Annotated in this window: 16 protein-coding genes and 1 tRNA gene; 10 read left to right on the top strand and 7 right to left on the bottom strand. The window is 64.8% G+C overall.

Annotated features, from left to right (window positions below):
- Positions 1-310 precede the first annotated feature (310 nt).
- The gene (locus ACO07Z_RS03770; RefSeq protein WP_421697471.1) at positions 311-1,942 is read left to right on the top strand and encodes an MFS transporter; all 1,632 of its coding nucleotides are present in this window, start codon (positions 311-313) and stop codon (positions 1,940-1,942) included.
- 115 nt (positions 1,943-2,057) lie between these two features.
- Here the strand turns inward: ACO07Z_RS03770 and ACO07Z_RS03765 are convergent, their stop codons facing one another.
- The 3 genes from ACO07Z_RS03765 to ACO07Z_RS03755 form a co-directional block, all read right to left on the bottom strand.
- On the bottom strand, positions 2,058-2,399 hold the full coding sequence (locus tag ACO07Z_RS03765) for a RidA family protein (RefSeq protein ID WP_421697470.1): 342 nt from the start codon (positions 2,397-2,399) through the stop codon (positions 2,058-2,060).
- Positions 2,400-2,506: 107 nt separating this feature from the next.
- Entirely contained in the window at positions 2,507-3,136 is a 630-nt protein-coding gene (locus ACO07Z_RS03760; protein WP_421697469.1) for an OmpA family protein, read from the bottom strand.
- 34 nt (positions 3,137-3,170) lie between these two features.
- The gene (locus tag ACO07Z_RS03755) at positions 3,171-3,593 is read right to left on the bottom strand and encodes a hypothetical protein (RefSeq protein WP_421697468.1); all 423 of its coding nucleotides are present in this window, start codon (positions 3,591-3,593) and stop codon (positions 3,171-3,173) included.
- 325 nt (positions 3,594-3,918) lie between these two features.
- On the opposite strand from ACO07Z_RS03755, the gene ACO07Z_RS03750 reads away from it, so the two are divergent.
- Positions 3,919-4,443 (top strand): hypothetical protein, encoded by a 525-nt coding sequence (locus tag ACO07Z_RS03750; protein WP_421697467.1) that lies wholly within the window; start codon positions 3,919-3,921, stop codon positions 4,441-4,443.
- 152 nt (positions 4,444-4,595) lie between these two features.
- Positions 4,596-4,670 (top strand) — tRNA-Thr (locus tag ACO07Z_RS03745).
- A gap of 46 nt (positions 4,671-4,716) precedes the next feature.
- Here ACO07Z_RS03745 and ACO07Z_RS03740 read toward each other — a convergent pair.
- Together ACO07Z_RS03740 and ACO07Z_RS03735 are read right to left on the bottom strand one after the other, a co-directional pair.
- Positions 4,717-5,415: a sulfite oxidase-like oxidoreductase gene (locus tag ACO07Z_RS03740; protein WP_421697466.1), complete on the bottom strand. Its 699-nt coding sequence runs from the start codon at positions 5,413-5,415 to the stop codon at positions 4,717-4,719.
- 87 nt (positions 5,416-5,502) lie between these two features.
- Complete coding sequence (locus ACO07Z_RS03735) at positions 5,503-6,315, bottom strand: TerC family protein (RefSeq protein ID WP_421697465.1); 813 nt, start codon at positions 6,313-6,315, stop codon at positions 5,503-5,505.
- A 447-nt stretch (positions 6,316-6,762) separates the two neighbouring features.
- Here ACO07Z_RS03735 and ACO07Z_RS03730 point away from each other — a divergent pair, with 447 nt between their 5' ends.
- From ACO07Z_RS03730 to ACO07Z_RS03700, 7 genes are all read left to right on the top strand, one after another.
- Positions 6,763-7,890: an extracellular solute-binding protein gene (locus tag ACO07Z_RS03730; protein ID WP_421697464.1), complete on the top strand. Its 1,128-nt coding sequence runs from the start codon at positions 6,763-6,765 to the stop codon at positions 7,888-7,890.
- 118 nt (positions 7,891-8,008) lie between these two features.
- Entirely contained in the window at positions 8,009-9,103 is a 1,095-nt protein-coding gene (locus tag ACO07Z_RS03725; protein ID WP_421697463.1) for an ABC transporter ATP-binding protein, read from the top strand.
- The gene (locus ACO07Z_RS03720) at positions 9,096-10,133 is read left to right on the top strand and encodes an ABC transporter permease (protein WP_421697462.1); all 1,038 of its coding nucleotides are present in this window, start codon (positions 9,096-9,098) and stop codon (positions 10,131-10,133) included. Before ACO07Z_RS03725 ends, ACO07Z_RS03720 begins: the two co-directional genes overlap by 8 nt.
- Entirely contained in the window at positions 10,130-10,927 is a 798-nt protein-coding gene (locus ACO07Z_RS03715; RefSeq protein ID WP_421697461.1) for an ABC transporter permease, read from the top strand. Before ACO07Z_RS03720 ends, ACO07Z_RS03715 begins: the two co-directional genes overlap by 4 nt.
- A gap of 162 nt (positions 10,928-11,089) precedes the next feature.
- A complete protein-coding gene (locus ACO07Z_RS03710) occupies positions 11,090-12,079 on the top strand; it encodes an MBL fold metallo-hydrolase (RefSeq protein WP_421697460.1) in 990 nt (329 codons plus the stop codon).
- Positions 12,080-12,163: 84 nt separating this feature from the next.
- Positions 12,164-12,409 (top strand): DUF3297 family protein, encoded by a 246-nt coding sequence (locus ACO07Z_RS03705; RefSeq protein WP_307022962.1) that lies wholly within the window; start codon positions 12,164-12,166, stop codon positions 12,407-12,409.
- Positions 12,410-12,501: 92 nt separating this feature from the next.
- A complete protein-coding gene (locus tag ACO07Z_RS03700; RefSeq protein ID WP_421697459.1) occupies positions 12,502-13,320 on the top strand; it encodes an NAD kinase in 819 nt (272 codons plus the stop codon).
- A gap of 7 nt (positions 13,321-13,327) precedes the next feature.
- Here the strand turns inward: ACO07Z_RS03700 and ACO07Z_RS03695 are convergent, their stop codons facing one another.
- Complete coding sequence (locus tag ACO07Z_RS03695) at positions 13,328-14,458, bottom strand: DUF2336 domain-containing protein (RefSeq protein ID WP_421697458.1); 1,131 nt, start codon at positions 14,456-14,458, stop codon at positions 13,328-13,330.
- A gap of 91 nt (positions 14,459-14,549) precedes the next feature.
- The gene (locus tag ACO07Z_RS03690; RefSeq protein WP_421697457.1) at positions 14,550-15,341 is read right to left on the bottom strand and encodes a hypothetical protein; all 792 of its coding nucleotides are present in this window, start codon (positions 15,339-15,341) and stop codon (positions 14,550-14,552) included.
- Between the last annotated feature and the right edge of the window lie 934 nt (positions 15,342-16,275).

Raw genomic sequence — 16,275 nt, 5'->3', positions numbered from 1 at the left:
TCGTCAAAACGTCCCGCTTTCGCCACTCTCCACTGAGGCAAGCGACGGAATCGGAGAATTCCGCGCGCCAGGACACCGGGGAAAGGCATCATGCCCATCGTGGCGGGCCGCCTCCGGGAGGAGACAGCCCGAGCCTAAGGCGTTCCCCGCAGGGACTCCCAAACTCGGCCATCACAAACGCGGCTCTCGCGAGCTGGCTTCATCGCGCGTGCGATCGATCTCGCACGTCACTGCATTGGCGCGACTTTACTTTGGGGAAGGGAAACACATGAGCGTAACCACTGCGGGGCCCGCCGGGAAGGCGGCTCCCATGACCCGCGAGGAAAAGAAGGTCATCTTCGCTTCTTCGCTCGGCACCGTCTTTGAATGGTACGATTTCTACCTCTATGGCTCGCTCTCGGCGATCATCGCGGCGCAATTCTTCTCGGGCGTTAACCCGACCGCTGCCTTCATCTTCGCCCTCATGGCCTTCGCTGCCGGCTTCGCCGTGCGCCCTTTTGGCGCCATCGTGTTTGGCCGGCTCGGCGATCTCGTCGGCCGCAAATACACCTTCCTCATCACCATTCTGCTGATGGGCGCCTCGACCTTCGTCGTCGGCATTCTGCCCAACTACGCCAGCTGGGGCATCGCCGCGCCGGTGATCCTCATCATTCTGCGTCTGTTTCAGGGCCTCGCGCTGGGCGGTGAGTATGGCGGCGCTGCCACCTACGTCGCCGAGCATGCGCCGAATGGTCGGCGCGGGTTCTACACGTCGTGGATCCAGACCACTGCGACGCTGGGCCTGTTCCTCTCCCTGCTCGTCATTCTCGGCACCCGCACCTATCTCGGCGAAGCGGCATTCGCGGAGTGGGGCTGGCGCATTCCCTTCCTGGTGTCGATCCTTCTGCTGGCGGTGTCGGTCTGGATTCGTCTCACCCTGAACGAATCGCCCGTCTTCAAGAAGATGAAGGAAGAGGGCAAGACCTCGAAGGCGCCGCTCACCGAAGCGTTCGGCCGTTGGGAGAACGCCAAGGTCGGTCTCATCGCGCTGTTCGGCGGCACGGCCGGCCAGGCGGTGGTCTGGTACACGGGCCAGTTCTACGCCCTGTTCTTCCTCACCCAGACGCTGAAGGTCGATGGCTGGACCGCCAACGTCCTGATCGCCATCTCGCTGCTGATCGGTACGCCGTTCTTCATCGTATTCGGCTGGCTTTCGGACAAAATCGGCCGCAAGCCGATCATTCTCGGCGGCTGCCTTATCGCGGCGCTCACCTACTTCCCGATCTTCGCGGCGATCACACACTACGCCAACCCGGCGCTTGAGCGGGCGCAGGCTACCTCGCCGGTCACCGTCGTCGCCAATCCGGCCGAGTGCTCGTTCCAGTTCAACCCGGTCGGCACGGCGAAGTTTGTGACCTCCTGCGACATCGCCAAGTCGTTCCTGGCCCGCAATTCGGTGAACTACGCCAACGAGGCGGCGCCGGCCGGCACCGTGGCGAGCGTCAAGGTGGGCGAAAAGGTCATCCCGTCGTTCAGCGGCGTCGGCCTCGACGCGGCGGCGATGAAGACCCAGACCGACGCCTTCACCGCCAGCATGACCGAGGCCATCCGCGCCGCCGGTTACCCGGCGAAGGCCGACCCGGCCGCGATCAATACGCCCATGGTGGTGGCGCTGCTGACCATCCTGGTGCTGTTCGTCACCATGGTGTACGGCCCGATCGCCGCCTGGCTGGTTGAACTGTTCCCGACCCGTATCCGCTACACCGCCATGTCGCTGCCCTATCACATCGGCAATGGCTGGTTCGGCGGCTTCCTGCCGACCACCGCCTTCGCCATGGTGGCAGCTACCGGCGACATCTATTACGGCCTCTGGTACCCGATCATCGTTGCCCTGGCGACCTTCGTCATCGGCCTGGTGCTGGCGCCGGAAACCAATAAGCGCGACCTCGAAAACTGGCACTGAGCCAGAGCAAGGCTCCCGGTTCCGCTCGGAGAGCCCCAGAAACGAAAGGCCCCGTCCTGCGACGGGGCCTTTTTTGTACTTAGTTAGATCGCCGGCGATGATTGTCGGCGGCCCCTCAGATCGCGGCCGCGACGACGATTTCCACCTTGTACTCCGGCGTCGCAAGCGCCGCCTCGACCGTGGCGCGAGCCGGCGTATTGCCGGCCGACACCCACGCGTCCCACACCGCGTTCATTTCCGCGAAGGTGGAAATGTCGGCGAGGTAGATGGTGGCGGTCAGCAGCTTGGTCTTGTCGGTGCCGGCCTTCGCAAGCAGCGCGTCGATCTGGCCGAGAACGGCCTGCGTCTGCGCGGTCACGCTGTCGCCCTTGGCAACCTGGCCAGCGAGGTACACGACGGACCCGTGGACCACGGCCTCGCTCATGCGCGGGCCGACTTCGATTCTGGTGATGCTCATCTGCTGAAACTCTGGATGTGACGGGAAACGGGGCGGCCAAAACAAAGCCGGCCGGTGCGAGGGGGCACCGGCCGGCTTCCTATCACAGGAAGATGCGAGCGTCCCGTTCAGGGAGCGCTGGTGGGCACCGGATTGCCCATCGGGCCGACCGTGCCGATCGTGAAAATCTGCACGCGGCGATTGATCGGGTCCTGCGGCTTGGAGGGCACCTGCAGCGCCTCCTGGCCGAGGCCGACGGCCTCCAGGCGATCCGGCGAGATGCCGAACACCACGACCAGCGCCTGCACGATGGCGTTGGCGCGCTCCTGGCTGAGCTTCAGGTTGAAGGCACGCGTACCGGTCGTATCGGTGTTGCCGACCACGATGAACTTGTAGTTCGCCAGGATCGGGTGGTGCATGGCGTCGGCGATGGAGCCGAGCGTCGCGTAGGATTCCGGACGGATGATGTCCGAACCCAGCGCGAACTGGATCTGCACCGTGATCTGCGCCAGCTTGTCGAGCCGCTTGGCGATCTCGGACTTGTCGAGCGTCAGCGGCTGGTTCTTGGTGACGGCGTCCTGCGCCATCTGGCGCAGGACCTGGGCGGTGAGCGACGGGTCGAACATGGTGGCCTGCGACAGGCCCTGCATGATCTGCGCGTCAGAGTCAGAAGTCTGCGCGGTCGCGGCACCGGCCAGCGGCGCGGCGAGCGCGGCGGCGAGGGCGAGCCCGCCGACGAAACGGGTGATACGGGTCATGATCTGTCTCTTTCCCTAGCGTTTCGCCGTTCCGTCACTGCCACCAGCCGGCATCGACCAGAATGTCCTTGCAGGCCGGCCGGATCACCTTGCTAGCCGACTGCAGGCAGGTCAGGATGTTGGCATCGCCCGGCTGAACGCCTGCGCAGGCCTGGCGGATATTCGCGTTGCACACATTCCAGGCGTCACCCTGCGCCGCAATGCGCTTGGCGATAGAAGCCCGCGCGGCGGCATAATCGTCGAAGCACTGCTGCGGCACCTGATCCTGATGCGCCATCAGACAGTTGCGAACCTCACCCGTGCCGAGATTGGCCTTGGCACAGAACTTTTCGATCGAGGGGCCGCAGTTCTTGGCGATCAGCGCCCCGGCCTCGGCATAGCTCATCGTCTGGGCCGACGCGCTGCCGGCCATGCCGGCCAGCAGCATCGCCGCCAGTCCGAACAAAAATCGCTTCATAGTCCAGCCTCCCAAATGGCGTGCCCGCGGTGGTCGTCACCCCGGGGGGATTCGGCACGCGCCGGTGCGAACGATTTCCCACGGATTCTTCTCGCAGAAGGCCGCGCTTGGCGCAATGGCGTATTTTGTCGGTTTCCGGCAGATTGCCGGTATTTAAGGGGTGGATGCGGCCTCCCATCTCTTTACCTGTCAGGATGGACCATTCTACCGGCGCTGAATAAGCGTGATCCGCCGGTACCCGTTGCACCGTGGCACCACACCAGGCGCCTTGACAGCTCCGTTGGGCCGCCGCAGGCAGAGGTGTATTCAAGGGGGATCACGAATCTTGAAACAGCTGCTTTCAGCCGTGACGGCGGTGCTGATCACCAGCGCTCCCGCCCTCGCCCAGTATTATCCGCCGCCTGCGCCCTATCCGCCGCCCTACGCGCCGTCTCATCCGGCTCCCTATCCACCACCCTACCCTACGCCGGACCAGGCCGATGATGCCAAGTGCCGGTCCTGGGGACTGGTGCCGGGTACACGCGCTTATTCCGACTGCCGGATCACGCTCGATCAGAATCGGCCGCCCCCGCCGCCGCCCTATCCCTATCCCTATCCGCCAGGTCCGGGTCCCGGGCCGGGTCCACTGGAAATTTCCGACCGGGACGCCCTCAGTTATTGCGAGAAGGCTGCTCGGACAGCGCCGGCCTACCCCATTGTGAAGCTTGCCGCGAAGTCTGTGCGTCCCGGTCGGGAAAAGGTGGCGACGCTCTCCTTCAGCGTCATCAAGTCCCCCGGCAAACTGGGTTTCTGGAATGTTGAATGCCGGTTCCGCGGCGGCAAGATGACGAGCTTCAGCGGGCCGAGGTGAGTGCTATACCCGAGGCCGACCATGCGTCCGTCTTGACCGGACGGCGGCCATCGGCGAAGAGAAACGGTCGCCGCCGGCACGATGGCCGGCGCGACCAAGGGCATCGACCGTGTTTCCGTCGTTCGGGCGGACCATGCAGATGCCGAACCGGGGCCGGCTTAGCACAGCGGTAGTGCAGCGGTTTTGTAAACCGAAGGTCGGGGGTTCGATCCCCTCAGCCGGCACCATTCACCACCCAACGGCAGGCGCGCGCCAGAGCGCTCCTTTTTACTCTCATTCCTCGTCGGAATAGCGCTCTTCCTTCCACGGATCGGCGTGGTTGTGGTAGCCGTTCTCCTCCCAGAAGCCACGCTTGTCGGCGACGACAAACTCGATCTTCTTCAGCCATTTGGCGCTTTTCCAGAAGTAGAGATGCGGCACCACCAGCCGCGCCGGGCCACCATGCTCGATGGTGAGCGGCTTGTCCTCCCAGCTGTGGACGATGAGAGCATCCTCTGCCGCGAAATCCTCCAGCGCCAGATTGGTGATGTAGCCGTCATAGGAGTGGAGAAGCACGAAGCGCGCGGTCTCCCGCGGCATCACCACGTCGAGCAGGTCGCGGGTGGCGAGGCCTTCCCAGTGATTATCGTAGCGCGACCACGTGGTGACGCAGTGAATATCCGTCGTTTCCCGGGTCTGCTTCTGCGATCGGAACATTGCCCAGTCCCAGGAAACGGGATTCTCTACCTCGCCGGTTACGTCGAGCCGCCAGCGATCAAGAGCTACACGCGGCTGCATACCGAGGTCGAGCACCGGCCAATCGCGCACGAGATGCTGGCCGGGCGGCAGCCGGTCCTCTTCCGGGCGGGCGACGCGACCGGTGAGGAACTTGCCAGACCGAGCCCAGGCACGCTTGGTGCGGGTGAGTTTGCTGTCGGGCGGGAGGTCCCCGCCCTCGTCAGCGGGGAGATGCGGCTCGGGTGTGTCAGCCATGGACCGGGCTCCTTCTCTGGAGGGACGCCCGATCCTAGCAGTGTCCGGCGGCGCGGGCTTTTCCTTTCCCACGCCGCCGCTTCACATTCAGGCATTCGCGCGGCCGTGTTGGGCAGGCGGCGCGTCCGGCGCGGGGCTGTGATGATGCCCCGCAACGGCCTGCCCCGCCGCCGTCGGCCGGCGCTTGCGCTGCAGCATGTTCAGGCCTTCGACCAAAGCCGAGAAGGCCATGGCGGCATAGATATAGCCCTTCGAGACATGGGCGCCGAAACCCTCCGCGATCAGCGTCGTGCCGATGAGCAGCAGGAAGCCGAGAGCAAGCATCACGATGGAAGGGTTGCGGTTGATGAAATTCGCCAGAGGGCCGGCAGCGAAAAGCATGGTGAGCACCGCAAACACGACGGCGATGACCATGATCGGAATGTGCTCGGTCATGCCGACCGCCGTGATGATGCTGTCCACCGAGAAGACGAGGTCGAGGATCAGGATCTGCACGATCGCAGCGCTGAAGCTGACCTGCAGAGTGCCCCCAAGCGAAGCCTCCTGCTCGTCATGCGGCGCCATGCTGTGATGGATCTCCTTGGTCGCCTTCCACACCAGGAACAGGCCGCCGGCAATCAGGATGATGTCGCGCCAGGAGAAGGGATGGCCGAAGACGGAGAACACCGGCTCGACCAGGGTGACGATGATGGCGATGGTGCTGAGCAGGCCGAGACGCATGACCAGCGCCAGACCGATGCCGATCCGCCGGGCGCGAGGCCGGATATCTTCAGGCAGCTTGTTGGTCAGGATCGAAATGAAGAGAAGGTTGTCGATGCCGAGCACGACTTCCATGGCGACAAGCGTAACAAGCGCCGCCCAGGCCGCCGGGCTGGCGGCAAGTTCCATCAAATATTCCACCGGATCACTCCCCAGAGATCGCCAAGAGACGGGTCGGCGCAGCCATGGCCGCGCGGCGCATTAACGCACCAACGGGCCCTTCGGATCGAGACGGGGGTAAAATAATCATCTGCGAGACAATCCTGCCGGCGCGACGTCGGAAAGCGATCCGACATCACGCGAACGCCGGCGGCTCGCGTCAGAGGGGCCCGGATCAACGGGTCGTGAGAAAGTAAGGCAGGCGCGCATCAAAGCCAGCCGTCCATTGCATGACAGATTGTCGCACCCTCGACAGGTTGATGGGGCACCAGAATGCCGCTTTTGGTTGCCTCTCCTGAACAGCCACTACCTCGCATTGGTTATTTGCGACAGTGGCTTCCACGCGCGGATTTACCGTGTCATCGTCCGTTCATCGCCCCGAACTAGAGCGAACGCCGTTTCGCCCCCCGGGGGCAAAGGGAGGTACTGATGACCCGCTTTTCTCGTCGCGACCTGATGAAGGCCGGCGCCTTCGCGATCGCCGCGCCCGCCGTGCTCCGCGCCCACGACGCGCTCGCCACCTCCGGCTCGCTCAACGTCTATGCCTGGGGCGACTATTTCGACAAGAACACACTGCTGGCCGACTTCACCAATGCGACCGGCGTCAAGGTGAACCTGTCGACCTACGGTTCCAACGAAGAATGCGAGAACAAGCTGCGCGCCGCCGGCGGCAAGGGCTTCGACATCATCTTCCCGTCCGTCGACACCGGCCCCAACTACTACAAGGACAACCTGCTCCAGCCGATCGACGAGGCGAAGTTCCAGTCCTCGCTGATCATTCCCTCGATCTATCGAAACTCGCTCAAGCTCGGCGCGGCCTATCGCGGCAAGCGCTATCTCGTGCCGTTCGACTGGGGCACCGAGGGCATCACCTGGGATTCCACCAAGTTCCCCGGCAAGAAGTCCGGTGAAATCTCCTATGGCGACATGTGGCTCGCCGACCACCCGAAGCAGACCGCCATCCGCCAGAAGTCGGTGTTCAACGGCGTCGCGCTCTATCTCGACGCCACCGGCGAGCTGAAGTCGGACCGCGGCCTCGACCTCTACAAGTCCGAGGCTGATTCGCGCCGCGTCTTCGAGGGCGTGCTCAAATACATCCTCGCCCATAAGGGCAATATCGGCGCCTATTGGAACAACGCCACCGAGGCCACCGCCGCCTTCACCGACGCTGGCTGCACCATTGGCCAGACCTGGGATACGACCGGCATCCTGCTCCACCGCAACACCGACAAGAAGTGGAGCTACGGCATGCCGAAGGAAGGCGGCCTTGCCTGGACCGACACGCTTGGCATCCCCTCGGGCGCCGCGAATGTCGAGCAGGCCTACGCTTTCGCCAACTTCCTCTATCAGCCGGAAGTCGGCGCGCGCTTCTCCAACACCACCGGCTACAACAGCGCTGCGGCCGGCGCCGGCCAGTTCCTCTCCGAGGAAGCCCGGGCGGCGTTCGATGCGGCCTATCCGGCCGGCACCATCGACAATCTGTTCTGGTGGCCGATGCAGACGGACTTCTACGCCAAGCTGCGCGGCGAGTATGTCGAGAAGCTGACCAACAGCTGATACGGCGCTCTCACACGACACCACGGCATCTCCGGGCTTCGCTCGGGGATGCCCGCCGCCCGGCGGAATGCCTGTATGACGTGGACGGCCGAACAGAACGGCCAGAACGGACCCCACCATGGCTGATGCGACCTCGCTGCGCGGCAAAGACGTGCGTCTCGACAAGGTGTCGATCCGCTTCGGCGATTCCACTGCCGTGCAACCGACCGATCTTTCCATTCACGCGGGCGAGTTCTTCTCTATCCTCGGGCCCTCCGGCTGCGGCAAAACCACATTGCTGCGCACCATTTCCGGCTTCATCGAGCCCACCGCCGGCCGGGTGCTGATCGGCGGCGAGGACATGGCGGGCAAGGGCCCGAATGAGCGCCCCACCGCGCTGATCTTCCAGAATCTTGCCCTCTTCCCCCTGATGAGCGTCGCCGAAAACGTCGCCTTCGGGTTGGAAGCACGCGGCATCCGCAGGGCCGAGCGGCTGAAGCGCGCGCAGGAACTTCTCGAACTCGTGGCGCTTGGCGGCTATGGCGAAAAGAAGCCCGCCGACCTCTCCGGCGGCCAGCGCCAGCGCGTCGCCATCGCCCGGGCGCTCGCCGTCGAGCCGGCAGTGCTGCTGCTGGACGAGCCGCTCTCCGCGCTCGACCTCAAGCTGCGCCAGCATATGCGCAGCGAGCTGCGCGCCATACAGAAGCGGGTGGGAATCACTTTCATTTACATCACCCATGATCAGGGCGAAGCGCTCGCCATGTCCGACCGCGTGGCGGTGATGAGCCGCGGAAAGCTCGAACAGGTCGCGGACGCCGATACGCTCTATGCCGATCCCGCGACGCCCTTCGTCGCTACCTTTGTCGGCGAACAAAACGTGCTCCGCGGCACAGTGGCTGGCGTCGCCGACACACGGGCGGTGGTGGACACGTCCATCGGCCGGTTGGAGGGGCGAGTGAAAGGCCCGCTTCGCGTCGGCGAGGAGGCCCTGCTCCTGGTCCGCCCCGAACGCATCGCCCTTGGCGGCACGGATGCAAACACCGTGGCTGTCCGCCTCGCGGCCCGCAGCCTGGAAGGGGCATCGGTGCATCTGCAATGCGCTGCCGCCGGCCAGACGCTCACCGTCACCGTACCGAACGGCCCCTCCGTGCGCGAATTGCCGGACGAACTGACCTTATCCTTCGGCATCGATGACGCACTCATCTACCCCGTGGGAGCACTCGCCCATGGGTAGCCTCGCCCGCGCTTATGGCCGGCCACTCGCCGCTGTCATTGTCGGCATCGCCATCGCTTGGGTACTCGTGCTGATTCTGGTGCCGCTGGGGGCTATGGTCGAGCAGTCCCTGTGGTGGCGGGAATCAAAGGGCGACGTGTCGCTCACCATTGATCGGCTCTACAACGACATCTCGCTGATCGAGCTCGACCGGCAAAGCGAAACCGACCCGGCGAAGCAGGCAAGCCTCGACCAGAGCGTCGCGGAGAAGCAGGCCGAGATCGCCACGCTGGAGGCGCAGGAGAAGAACCCGCCGAAAACCTACGGTATCGCCAATTTCACCCGCATGAGCGGCCTGCATTTCTACATCTTCGTGCGCACCATCTTCTACGCTCTGTTGGTGACGGCACTGGCGCTCATCGTCTGCTACCCCGTCGCCTATGTCGTGGCGCTGGCGAGTGGCCCGCGCAAGGCGATCATCCTGATGGTCGCGCTGATCGTCCCCTACGCAATCAACGAATTGCTGCGGGTCTATGCCTGGCTGATGATCCTGGACTATCGCGGCGTCATCAATGGCGTGCTGCAATGGATGGGGTTCATCAACCTCGATGCCCGCGAGTGGATTCCGTTCCTGGAAAATCCATCCGCGGTCTTCCTGGCGATGATCTACACCTATGTCCTGTTCATGGTGTTCCCGATGGTGAACACGCTGGAGACGCTGGACCGCAACCAGATCGAGGCCGCACGAGACCTCGGCGCCTCGACACTGCGCATCCACCGCCGCGTCATCATCCCGCACGCCAAGCCGGGCATCGCGGTGGGCTGCATTATGACCTTCATGCTGTCGGCCGGCTCCTATTCCGTGCCGGCGATCATGACGCGCGGCCAGGGCGGCGACTGGTTCAGCCAGCTCGTCTACCGGCAGTTCTATGAGGCGAACAACTGGAACATGGGTTCGGCCTATGCCGTGTCGCTGCTCGTGGTCTGCACCGCCTTCATCCTCTTGATGATGCGCCTGTTCGGCGTCGGGCTGAGGGACATCGCGAAATGAGCACCGCCACGGAGAGTGCCGGCGCGCGGCTGGTGCTGAACATCTATATCGGCCTCTTCGTCCTCTACCTCTTCCTGCCGCTGGCGGTGATGTCGGCGGCGGCGTTCAATTCCTTCGATTATCCCTCCGTCACCCAATGGCAGGGCTTCACCCTCAAATGGTTCGTCGCTCTCGCCCATGATCAGCGGCTGCTGCAAGGCCTGGTGAACTCCGTGCTGGTGGCGCTGGGGGTCATCGTGGTCTCGATCCCGGCCGGCTTGTCTGGGGCTCTGATACTGACCCGGCTCGGCCAACGCTCCGGCACCATGCTCTATTCCGTGCTGGTGTCGCCGGTGCTGACCCCCGGTATCATCCTCGGCATTTCCAGCCTGATCTTCTGGCGGGAATTCGGCGTGCCGGGCGGGCTGTTCGTCGCGGTCATGGCGCAATCGAGCTTCATCGCGTCCTACGCGATGCTGCTCTTCCTCGCCCGCCTGCAGCGACAGGATCGCACATTGGAGGAAGCCGCACTCGATCTCGGCGCCAGCCACACGCTGGTGTTCCGGCGCATCACCCTCCCCTTCCTGGCGCCGACCTGCTTCACCGCTGCCGTGGTCGCATTTCTGCAGTCCTTCGAGAACTACAACACCACGGTGTTCGCCATCGGCGGCGAGTGGACGCTGGTGACCGAGATTGCCTCGCGCCTGCGCTTCGGCCTCTCGCCCGTCATCAATGTGGTCGGCGTGATCTTCGTCGCGCTGACGCTTGTCGCCGCCATCGCCTATGTCGTGTTGCAGAAGAAGCCCAAGGCCTAGATTCCGCTGCCACCCCAGCCATTGAGCTCAGGCAGACTCTCCGAACGATACTAAGCCGGCTATCATCACCCGAACGTGATGGCACTCGTCGTGACGGGCTCACGCTGCGGCACTAGCCTGCGGCATCCCCCACGACCTCACGCCAACATAACGGAGCCAGCGATGAGCCAGATGTCCCGCCGCCATGCGCTTGCCGGTGCCGCAGGCCTCGCCGCGATGCCCGCCGCCCTGCCGCTGCTCGCCACCGTCTCTCCAGCCGCAGCGCAAACCGCCACAGGCCAGCAGGTACCAGGGCTCTATCGCTACCGTGTTGGCACGGCCGAGATGACCACCGTGAATGACGGCATGCGGACCTTCCCCCTGGCCGACGGATTCGTGCGCAACGCCTCCCGCGAGGAGATCAATGCCGCGCTGGAAACCGCCTTCCAGCCGAAGGACACGATGTCGATCCCGTTCAATCCGCTGCTCATCAATAATGGCGGCAAGCTCATTCTCATCGACACCGGCAATGGTCCGCAGTCCGGCAATGCGCCGGTCGGGCGTCTGCAGGCCAATCTGGCCTGGGCGGGCGTCAAGCCGTCGGACATCGAGACCGTGGTGATTTCCCACTTCCACGGCGACCACATTAATGGCCTGCGCACCGCCGATGGCGGTCTCGCCTTCCCCAACGCGGAGATATTGGTACCGGAAGCGGAATGGGCGTTCTGGATGGACGAAGGCGAGATGAGCCGCGCGCCGGACGCGCTGAAGGGCAATTTCACCAATGTCCGCCGGGTGTTCAAGGATATCGACAGCAAGGTGAGCCGCTATGGCTGGGACAAGGAGATCGCCCCCGGCCTGACGAGTGTCGACGCTTCCGGCCATACGCCCGGCCACACCGCCTTCATCTTCGCCTCGGGCAATGAGCGGCTGTTCATCCAGTCTGACACAACCAACACACCGATTCTGTTCGCTCCGCATCCGGAATGGCAGGTGCAGTTCGATATGGACGGGCCCAAGGCCGTGCAGACCCGCCGTCGCATCTACGACATGGTGGCGGCGGAGCGGCTCCAGCTCACGGGCTACCACTACCCCTTCCCCGCCACGGGCTTTATCCGCAAGGAAGGCGAGGGCTACGCCGTCGTTCCGGCGCTGTGGCGCCCGGTGCTCTGACGCCGGCCGGCAGGTCGCGACTTGGCAAGACCGGCGGGGCGGGGCTATGTCTCGCCTCACCTGTTTATGAACCGAGGACCGTCCATGTCCGACACTCTTCCCGATCGCCTGTCGAGCGACCCGAACAGCCCGTTCCACAATGCGGAGCTGCTGGAACGCGGCGTCGGCATCCGTTTCAAGGGCGCGGAGAAGACCAACGTAGAAGAATATTGCGTCAGCGAGGGCTGGATCCGGGTCTCGGTCGGCAAGGCCAAGGACCGTGCCGGCAATCCGATGACGGTCAAGCTGGTGGGCCCGGTAGAGCCCTATCTGCGCACCCCGGACGAGTGAGCGTCTCGACGGCGCACGGTGCGTGCGTGTAGACCAGCGCCGTGCCGTCGCCGCCTTCGGGCCTTGCCATCTCATCCCATCGGGCAGTCCGCATGAACGAAGTCGCCCGCCCCGCCGGTCCGAACCACGCCGAGGTTGACGCGTCAACCGCCTTGAGCCGCATTGCCTTCGTGGCCAGTGAGGCGCCGGACGCGCTCCAGGCTCAAAGCCGACTCGCGGCGCGCTATGGCACCGTGCCGGCGGAAGACGCCGATGTCGTCGTCGCGCTCGGCGGCGACGGCTTCATGCTGCAAACCCTGCACCGCTTCCGCGATAGCGGCACGCCGATCTACGGTATGAATCGCGGTTCGGTCGGCTTCCTCATGAACAGTTTTCGCGAGGAGGACCTGCCCGCGCGTATCGCCGCGTCGCAGCGGGTGGTGATCCATCCGCTAATGATGGAAGCGACCGACATAAAGGGGCGCCAGCACCGCGCCTGGGCCATAAATGAAGTGTCGCTCATCCGCCAATCCTATCAGGCGGCAAAGCTTCGCATTGCCATCGACGGCAAGGTGCGGATGGAAGAGTTGATCTGCGACGGCGTTCTCGTGGCGACGCCGGCTGGATCAACGGCCTATAACCTCTCCGCTCAGGGCCCGATCCTTCCCATCGGCACGCCGCTTCTGGCGGTCACCCCCATTTCCGCCTTCCGGCCGCGCCGCTGGCGCGGGGCGCTGGTACCTGACCGCGCCCGCGTCGACATTGCGGTGATGGAGTTCGAGAAGCGTCCCGTGAATGCCACGGCCGATCATTTCGAAGTGCGCGACGTGGTGGCGGTGCGCGCACGGCTCGACGCCAATTCCTCGATGACCATGCTGGTCGACCGCGATCACTCGATTGAGGAACGCATACTGGCCGAACAATTCGGCTGACGAGCGCTCACGCCGCTAGGGTTTGCCGTTCCGAACGCTCGCGCGCCTCGCTCTGCCAGCGGTGCAGCATGCCGACAATGCGATTGCCCTGCGCGCTCTCACCGGCCTCTTCATAAGCCGCGAGCACCTCGTCGAGAATGCGCAGACGTAGCCCCGGCTCCTCGTCGAGATCGTCAACATAGGCTTCGGACTGAACGACGCAGAGCGCGGTGCGGAAGGCAATGAACGCCCCGCGCGGCATTCCCAGCCGGTCATAGAGCACGCGGAAGGCTTCGCCCGAACGATCGGCAGCCAGAGCCGAGACGTGGTTGACCCCAATACCGGAGAGGACGGAGACCGCCTCGAGGAAAAGCCGCATCTGGCCCGACAGCAGCGAGCGCAGCACCAGCGCGGAGGTCAGTTCGCCCCTGGCCTGCAGGTCCTGAACAAGAGCGCGGGTCTGGGTAAAATCCGTGGCCGCAACCTGAGTCACCGTGGCCTGGTCAGCAGCCTCGCGCGCCAGCCGTGCCGCTTGCTGCGGCGACAGCCACTGGCGCTCTTCGACAAAGGCCGACAACGCGCCGGCCACAACACGGATCAGCGCCTGATGCGCCGCCGCCGGCAGGTCCGGCCGGCCGAGCAGCGCCTCCCGCACTTCCGGCACCCGTCCGAAACGCGACACGATATGACCGAGAGCGAAGCCCGGCACGTCCGCCGTCGGGTTGCTCACCAGTGCCAGCACGACCTCAACATTACCGACCTCCGCCAACAAGGCGGCGACCGGCGCCGGCAGGCTCGCCCGCCGCGCAATCGCCTGCTGCTTATCGGCGTCGCCATCCGCACAAAGAGCAATGAGTTCACGCACATTGAGTACGGCTGAGTGTTCCAGCATCGTCTCACCGGCCGCCCCTGGAAGCCGCGCAAGCTGAAGCGCCACATCGGCCGGCACGAGAGGGTGGCGGCACAGGGCGGAAGCGAGCTGAAACTGGACCATCGGCGAAGGGTCGGCCACCAGTGCCGGGAGGGCCTCATCGATCTCGGCCCGCTCGGTCGCGCCAAGTTCGGGGCGAACATAGGCGCGGGCCAGAGCCGCGACCGCCTTGGCTCGCGCATCCTCCGGAGCGGTCCGCGCCCAATCCAGAAACTGCCGCACGATCATCGCGCACTCCCGGCCCGGTTCATCACGAGAGCGATCGTGCATCGCAGCAACTTAAGAAAGCGTTGACCATAGACGACGGGACGGCCTTCTCTCAGTCGCCGCTGCCGTCCTGCCCATCCAGCGCATCCGGCGTCACCTGATCGCCCACACGCGCCTCGACCGATTCGTTCTTGCCGGTCTCTACCGTGAACACCTTCGAGTAGGTCTTGCCCTGGTAACGTGCGACTGCCGTGTATTCACCTTCAGCCAGCACAAAGGTCGGCTCGGGATTGATCGATTCCTTGACGCTGTCGCCGCCCGGCGTGCCGATCGACCATTGCGTCTCCGGCATCGGATCGCCTCCGGCCACCTTCACCAGGCGTAGCGTCACCTCGCCCGCGCGGTGGTGCAGGGTCGCATCCGTCACTTTGCCTGCCGCCACCGCGAGATCCGCTTGGATCACCGCGTTGCCGTCGCCATAGGTCGAGACGACGTAATAATCCCCGGCCGGCAGGATAATGAGATCTCCGGGATTTGCCCCACGGTAATAGGGGCGGCTCGACGCCCTGCCCTGCAGAAAGCTGCCCTCGAACAGATCATAGGTGACCTTGTCCGCCGGCACCGGCTTGTCACCGACATCACTGTGCAGCGTCACCGCTCCGGCCGGGACGACGAGCTGCTCGCGCCGCGATTCCTCGCCGACCACGATGCGCCGCGCGACGCTGGCCAGGCCATAGGCCACATGCACCACATAGCCGCCGGGCGAGAGGAAGAACACCGGGGCGGGGTCGGCCGCTTCTGCCACCAGCGGATAGGCCCCGGACGCTTCCGGCCGGTCGGCGAAGACGCGCCAGACGAGACCACGCGGAATCAACCCGTCCTTGTCGCCGAAACGGGCACTCATGCCGATCGCCACCTTTCCTGCCGGCGGCTGCGGCAGGATCGTGTGCGGGTCGCCACCTTCGGCGCGTCCGGTGGCGGGTATGCGCGCCGCCGGCCCGGCCGCGCCCGAAGGCGGGGGAGACGGTGCCGGAGCGCCGACAAAAGGCATGGCGCGAGATGGCTGAACCGGCGCCGACGTGAAAGGCTGGGGCGATCGCGCTGGGGATGGCGCCTGAAAGGGGGCGAGTTGCGCAACGTTCCCCGTCGGCGAGGAAAGCGTCACCTGCGCCAAGGCACCGCCGCCGGTAATGATAATGGCGGCCAGGCTCAGCACCGCCGCACAGGGACGAATGGGTGCGCCGGACCCAAGCCTGAGCGCTCGCCGGGTATGGCTAAGGAACCGTAGCAGGAGGGGAAGGACACGTTGCGACATAGCCGCTGTAGGTGCCTTCAAACAGAGGCGAATTCAAGTCATCGGAATGCCCGATGATCGTCGGAATCGCTGCTTCGAGCCCATCCTGAAACGCAGAAAAGAGCGAGTACCCCCGCTGTCGCAGACCTACCGAACGCGGCCTGCCGCGTGGGATAGACCGTGTCACGCCCTTAAGCCGCCACGACGTCTTGCGCGACACCCGCCAAGGGCCCGCGCCGCGCTTGGCGCCACCCAGATCCGAGCCGCAAAGGCACAACGAAGAGGCGCCCGCGACCTCCGCCTGACGCAGGAGCGCTGCCGGTATTCCGCTGTTTCCCCGGAACTTGCAGGCAATGATGTTCCGATCGCGCATGAATAGAGCCCTCCGCAAAGGTGCCTCGCAATCGTCAGGATCGCTCTCCGATCCGCCGCATACCCCTGGGCGCCGTCACCGCCAGTTCCGGCGGGAAGTCGCGCCTCCCCTCTAAGTGCCTATCCGCGGAACGACGCGAGGCCGCCGTCCGGCGGAGCATGAGCCGCTCCA

It is taken from the genome of Ancylobacter sp., from assembly GCF_965229075.1.
GTDB lineage: Bacteria > Pseudomonadota > Alphaproteobacteria > Rhizobiales > Xanthobacteraceae > Ancylobacter.
The sequence above is the reverse complement of the archived record's forward strand: the minus strand, read 5'-3'. Positions and strand labels throughout refer to the sequence as shown.

Bases quoted from the DNA above. Each gene is read 5' to 3' on its own strand.
- ACO07Z_RS03770 (WP_421697471.1), top strand. From the start codon at position 311: ATGACCCGCGAGGAAAAGAAGGTCATCTTCGCTTCTTCGCTCGGCACC.
- ACO07Z_RS03765 (WP_421697470.1), bottom strand. From the start codon at position 2,399: ATGAGCATCACCAGAATCGAAGTCGGCCCGCGCATGAGCGAGGCCGTG.
- ACO07Z_RS03760 (WP_421697469.1), bottom strand. From the start codon at position 3,136: ATGACCCGTATCACCCGTTTCGTCGGCGGGCTCGCCCTCGCCGCCGCG.
- ACO07Z_RS03755 (WP_421697468.1), bottom strand. From the start codon at position 3,593: ATGAAGCGATTTTTGTTCGGACTGGCGGCGATGCTGCTGGCCGGCATG.
- ACO07Z_RS03740 (WP_421697466.1), bottom strand. From the start codon at position 5,415: ATGGCTGACACACCCGAGCCGCATCTCCCCGCTGACGAGGGCGGGGAC.
- ACO07Z_RS03730 (WP_421697464.1), top strand. From the start codon at position 6,763: ATGACCCGCTTTTCTCGTCGCGACCTGATGAAGGCCGGCGCCTTCGCG.
- ACO07Z_RS03725 (WP_421697463.1), top strand. From the start codon at position 8,009: ATGGCTGATGCGACCTCGCTGCGCGGCAAAGACGTGCGTCTCGACAAG.
- ACO07Z_RS03720 (WP_421697462.1), top strand. From the start codon at position 9,096: ATGGGTAGCCTCGCCCGCGCTTATGGCCGGCCACTCGCCGCTGTCATT.
- ACO07Z_RS03715 (WP_421697461.1), top strand. From the start codon at position 10,130: ATGAGCACCGCCACGGAGAGTGCCGGCGCGCGGCTGGTGCTGAACATC.
- ACO07Z_RS03710 (WP_421697460.1), top strand. From the start codon at position 11,090: ATGAGCCAGATGTCCCGCCGCCATGCGCTTGCCGGTGCCGCAGGCCTC.
- ACO07Z_RS03705 (WP_307022962.1), top strand. From the start codon at position 12,164: ATGTCCGACACTCTTCCCGATCGCCTGTCGAGCGACCCGAACAGCCCG.
- ACO07Z_RS03700 (WP_421697459.1), top strand. From the start codon at position 12,502: ATGAACGAAGTCGCCCGCCCCGCCGGTCCGAACCACGCCGAGGTTGAC.
- ACO07Z_RS03695 (WP_421697458.1), bottom strand. From the start codon at position 14,458: ATGATCGTGCGGCAGTTTCTGGATTGGGCGCGGACCGCTCCGGAGGAT.
- ACO07Z_RS03690 (WP_421697457.1), bottom strand. From the start codon at position 15,341: ATGAGTGCCCGTTTCGGCGACAAGGACGGGTTGATTCCGCGTGGTCTC.